Annotated in this window: 4 protein-coding genes; 3 read left to right on the forward strand and 1 reads right to left on the reverse strand. The window is 48.0% G+C overall.

Annotated elements, in window-relative coordinates; genetic code table 11:
• Positions 1-288 precede the first annotated feature (288 nt).
• A complete protein-coding gene (locus A8707_RS30385) occupies positions 289-417 on the forward strand; it encodes a hypothetical protein (RefSeq protein WP_269452761.1) in 129 nt (42 codons plus the stop codon).
• Between the two features lie 1,532 nt (positions 418-1,949).
• Positions 1,950-2,639 carry a PIG-L deacetylase family protein gene (locus A8707_RS23375; RefSeq protein WP_197484996.1) on the forward strand — a complete coding sequence of 230 codons (690 nt, stop codon included), beginning with the start codon at positions 1,950-1,952 and terminating at the stop codon, positions 2,637-2,639.
• Between the two features lie 23 nt (positions 2,640-2,662).
• On the opposite strand, the gene A8707_RS23380 is transcribed toward A8707_RS23375, so the two are convergent.
• On the reverse strand, positions 2,663-3,478 hold the full coding sequence (locus A8707_RS23380; protein ID WP_197484997.1) for a hypothetical protein: 816 nt from the start codon (positions 3,476-3,478) through the stop codon (positions 2,663-2,665).
• Positions 3,479-4,372: 894 nt separating this feature from the next.
• On the opposite strand from A8707_RS23380, the gene A8707_RS23385 reads away from it, so the two are divergent.
• Positions 4,373-4,856: DUF1345 domain-containing protein (locus A8707_RS23385; protein ID WP_231948398.1), on the forward strand; the 484-nt coding region annotated here is incomplete at its 3' end.

Genomic DNA, 4,856 nt, shown 5'->3' on the forward strand with positions numbered 1-4,856 from the left:
ATACGTGCGAAAGTTTATCATATGGGTACTAAAGCTCTACTGAGTAAAGCTTTCAGCGTTTGGCTCAAAACATAGCTATTTTTGTCGGGCAGCTGCCGGCCGAGCAGGAGGGCGACGATAGAATGCGGGTTTCAGGCGACGAATCAAGCAGAAATTAGGTTGTGTACTAGTCGTCTTGCATTGTACAAAAGCCAAAAGTAGTTTAAACCTGTGCTAGACAAGGCTTTCAGTGATCACGGCTAGAAGCGAAAAGGCTGAATCGCCTATCTGGTCCACGTTTCAAGCGATATGATCAAAAAACGCACGTATTTCGACTCAACCCCTATTGCAGAGGACGACCCAGACGCGTTGGCTAAAGTCATCCTCAAAATTCAGGCGGGGGTAAACCAGCTAGAGGGGTTTCCCGTGTTGGGATAGGTTGGGCGGGTTCAGGAGACGTGAGAAGCGAGAACTGGTGATTACGAAAACGTCGTAGGTTGTGATTTATCGGGTGAAGTAAAATAGGCAAGATAACGGTCTGTAACACCTTCAGGGAAAAGTTTTCAGGCGATGTGTTACTTGATTGCCAGGAACGGTGTCATACTCCTAGAAGCCTTGCTCGACCAATTGGAAGCAAACGCCGAAGCCACGCTACCCACTGGGTTGCCGACCACTGGCACTCACCCTGAGCATTTACCGAAGCTTCATCAATAGGGCGGCGAGAGTGCAGCGCGAAGTGCTCATCAGTACAGCGTTAGAAGCAGACTTGAGGCGGACTGTACTCCTGACTGAGATTTATCAAAGCTTCATACTGGATTCAGTAACACTCCCGTCGCTAAAGCGGCTCAAAAACAGGATAACAGTAGTATTCAGATCCAAACGGTACATTCCATATCTGCTCAGTCTCACAGCGACCTAGAAGTGGAACTAGCGGGTTCATTTACGAAAAAACTACGGTTTTGACTTGTCAAGAAACTTGCGACTGACCACTTAACTTGATTTTGATTTTTGGAGGAGTTTTCTTGCGCCGATCAAAGTCCAATTTAGGCAAAAAGCTCAGAGTAAAGAAAACGTTCGTTTTTCTAGCAGTTGCCTTTACGGGAGGTGAAATCCCTAGGGGATAACGTCTCCGACCAAAACCGTAGGTTTCTGTTCAAATGCCCCCTGTTCCAGCACTTATGAGTGCATCGTCGTTTGGTCTGGCGGCATGTCCCTCGTCCCTCGTCGGCTTATGGTTAAACTCAGCGGAGTTGGGTGACTACTCCGCTGAGTTTAACTAGCCCCCTCGTCCACACCGTCCCCAGTCAAGCAAAAAATGGTCATGCGGACCCCCATGAGTATCATGTCTCACCAAGCTCACAACCCCGCGGAAGCGGCTATGCTACCACAGCAGGCGCTGTGTCTGGTGTATCCGAATGGACAGATTATGGTCCAACGGCAGTGCCAAGCAGCCACCCTGTTGGATAACCAAACAAACAGCCCAGAAGCTGGTACTGCAAGCGGCACAGCGAGGCAAACAGTACCTTGTACCAGACGACAGCTATAATTCGCGGTAGCTTCGCTCCACGGAGTGTTCACGACAGCTACACGTAGAAGCGTTGCCTTCGGCTAGGCGGAGCCACCAGAGCGCCCCGTCCGGGTCTGAGCATTTGTTCTAGCTGGCGCAAAGCCTGAGAGTAGCTGAGGTCTAATACATCATTCATTAGACATCAGCTAAACTAACTTTGAACCAATAGCTTGATCCTGAAACTGCAAGCCCTGAGAGCCTTGTGAAGGCGTTCAAAAAACTGTCCGGACTATTGCCAGAATAATACCGAGTTAATCAAAGCCATTTAGAGTCTTAGTTGATGGAAGTTAAACACTTATTTCGTCGGATACAAAGTAAACTGCACTGGATTGGTAAGTACGAACTACCTTCATGGATATGCTTGTTGCAATACTACTGGCTCTTATCGGTTGGAAGTAAGCCAATGATGATGAGTCAGAAATCTGCTCTGATCGTTGCGCCCCATCAAGACGACGAAACCCTTGGCTGCGGGGGACTCATTGCATTGAAGCGAGAGCAAGGAATCTCAGTTCAGGTGGTTTTTGTCACAGATGGTGCAGCCTCTCATACCTGGCATCCTCGGTTTAAAGCAGGTGAAATTGCGCCAATTCGTAAGCAAGAAGCCTTGACAGCCTTGGCAATTTTGGGAGTTGAGCAGACCCAAATTCACTTTCTAGACAAACGGGATGGAAAGTTGAAGTACGCACCGGATGTAGAACGTCAGCAAACTATCGACCAATTAGCCCAGATTCTTTGCGCCTTTGATCCAGGTGAAGTGTATGTCACGCATCAGCAGGATCGAAGCGCAGACCACGAGGCTACTTACGGATTGGTCAAGGCGGCGATCGCTGCTTCTGAACTAGAGGTAGAGCTATTACAATACCCCATCTGGCTGGTCTGGAAAACGCTACTATTTCGGGAGGTCAAGCTTTCACAGATTGCGGGTTCCTATCGGCTTTCGATCAAAGCTGTCCACGGCAAAAAGCGGCAAGCAATTGAAGCCTATCGCTCTCAATATTCACAGATAGAAGGGGCAGGCGGAACAGTTCTACCTCCAGGTTTTCTGCGACGGTTCTTCCAGCCTTACGAAGTGTTCTTTAAAGTAGACCGCTGAATCTCCTTACGGATGTCTAGCCCCTATATCGGTAATCCACTTCGCCAACGTCGAAGCAGAATTGGCAGACGAAACAAGAAGAGCTTGAGAAAAGAAGCCATATTCTGCAAGCCAGGATATTTCCACAAAAAGTGCCTCATCGCTGACAGACTCAGCCACAGTCCGCTAGAGTTCTCTAAGTGCCGAGTTAGTGTTACCCCGTCTAGTGGAGCTGTAAGGATATCTGCTAGCTCAAGGCTAGAGGGCAGGTAATTCGGACGGGCTGATGCTTCATATTTAGCATTAATCCAGTCCGGTTCTGATCCTCTGTATGTTTTTGCCTCTGGATGTCCACAGCCGATATTTCGCACGAAGGAAACCTTAGGAATAATGTGAACCCGGTTCTTGTCCAGAGCGTTCAGTGTCAGCGTAATTACCCAATCTGCCTGGCTATTTTTTTCTAGGAAGAACTGATTCACCATCGTGTATTTAGTTTGAATGGTGGCTGGAATGTTGTAGAAATTTTTGAACGGATTATATCCTTGCGGTTGATTTGCCAGATTAAGTTCTTGCCAACGATCTGCCCAGGTTCCGAACCCTAGAGCAAACACTCGGTTTGACACGATGAAATCTCGGTCAATCAGCGGCTCTAATTCTTGCGGAAAGTTTGCATAGGCTGATACTGAACAGACTTGCTGATAGCTGCGATAGGTTTCTAGCAGCCGACATATGCGATCGTAAAAGCAAGGATTGGGAACGACATCATCTTCTAAATAGACCAACGTAGAATGAACAGAAAAAACCTCTGTCAGGGCGGAGATGACGTTTCGATCGCAGCCTAAGTTGTGAGGTCGAACCACGATCTCCACCGGGATTTTCTGAGAGAACGTCTCAAGTAATGAAACACACTGTCTAATTAATGGCTCATCTCTTGCAGTTCTGGGCCCGTCTACAAAAGCTAAGATCTGCTGAGGTAACAGAGTTTGTTGGCTGATCGCTGAAAGCACTTCTTCAAGAAGCTCAGGACGGGTAAACGCAACTAAAACGATCGGAGGTAACTTTTTTGGAAGGGTGACCTCATCTAGAGAATTAGGAAAGATTAGTTCATCTCGACTCATCATTAGGTTGCACTGAACTACTGGGATTATTTCTTAAAGTGCCCTTCATACCGACTTCGCTTTCAAATTGAGTTCATCTTTTCAATGGTTCGGACAATTTTTGACAGGAAAGCTATCCCTTGGATTAGGATGCCAATTGTACAGTGCAAATTAAATGACATCGAGACAAATTCGTGTCGTTGAGCAAACCCCTCTCTGTTGCAGGGTTGCAGAGAGAGTTCACTCAGCAGCCTAGCCTCAGGTCAGCAGTATGGACAAGCTGGCTTGAGGCGGAAAAGTAAGCCAGACCTAGCCTTGCTCCTTTAACGACACTAATGTGTCTTCACGACAAATAAAAAGCCACTGTACACAAATTTATCTGCCCAGTCGCGTTCTTCTTATCGATTCCATTCCATGATGGCTCTCATTGCAGCTTCTACCCGTTGATCCGCGCTACCTGCTTTATTCCAGAGATACTGGCACAGTTGCAACGCATCGAAGAGCGACTAGAGCAAAAAGAATGAATTTCAATTCCCCCCTTTGTCCTGTCATGGAATTCCAATCTGGCAACCATGATTCGCACCTTAAATTAGAATTTAGGCTCACGCTGCATCCGAGATTATGACTTCAACTTCAAAGCCTAGAGTCCCCAGCAAAGTGAGCGTTCGCCCCCGACTGCTAGGGTCGATTTTCCTAGCGGGATTGGTTGCTGTCATCCTGCCCGGTGAGTGGCACTGGGCAACCCGACTACTGTGCGTTTGGGATGCCGGAATGATCTGCTTCCTGAGTTGGACTTGGCTACTGATGCTGCAAGCCACACCGAAAACGATGCGCCGCTACGCTCGCCAAGAGGACGAAGGGCGGTTAGTGATTCTGAGCCTGATTACGGCAGCCGCCTGTATCAGCTTGTTCGCGATCGTTGCTCTTCTGCATGAGAAGGGACTGTCAACCCAGTTCCTGATTTTGCATTTGGGACTGTCGGGCATGACGATCGTCGGGTCTTGGCTGCTCGTGCATACGATTTTTGCGCTGCATTACGCCCGCACTTATTATCAGGATCATAAGACGCTTTCCGAGTGTAAAGCGCAGGGGTTAGATTTTCCGGGGGAGATGGAGCCAGACTATTGGGATTTTCTAAAAA

It is taken from the genome of Phormidesmis priestleyi BC1401 (assembly GCF_001650195.1).
GTDB classification, from domain to species: domain Bacteria; phylum Cyanobacteriota; class Cyanobacteriia; order Leptolyngbyales; family Leptolyngbyaceae; genus Phormidesmis_A; species Phormidesmis_A priestleyi_B.

Excerpts from the sequence above, each read along its gene's own strand:
- A8707_RS23375 (WP_197484996.1), top strand. The coding sequence starts at position 1,950 with ATGATGATGAGTCAGAAATCTGCTCTGATCGTTGCGCCCCATCAAGAC.
- A8707_RS30385 (WP_269452761.1), top strand. The coding sequence starts at position 289 with ATGATCAAAAAACGCACGTATTTCGACTCAACCCCTATTGCAGAGGAC.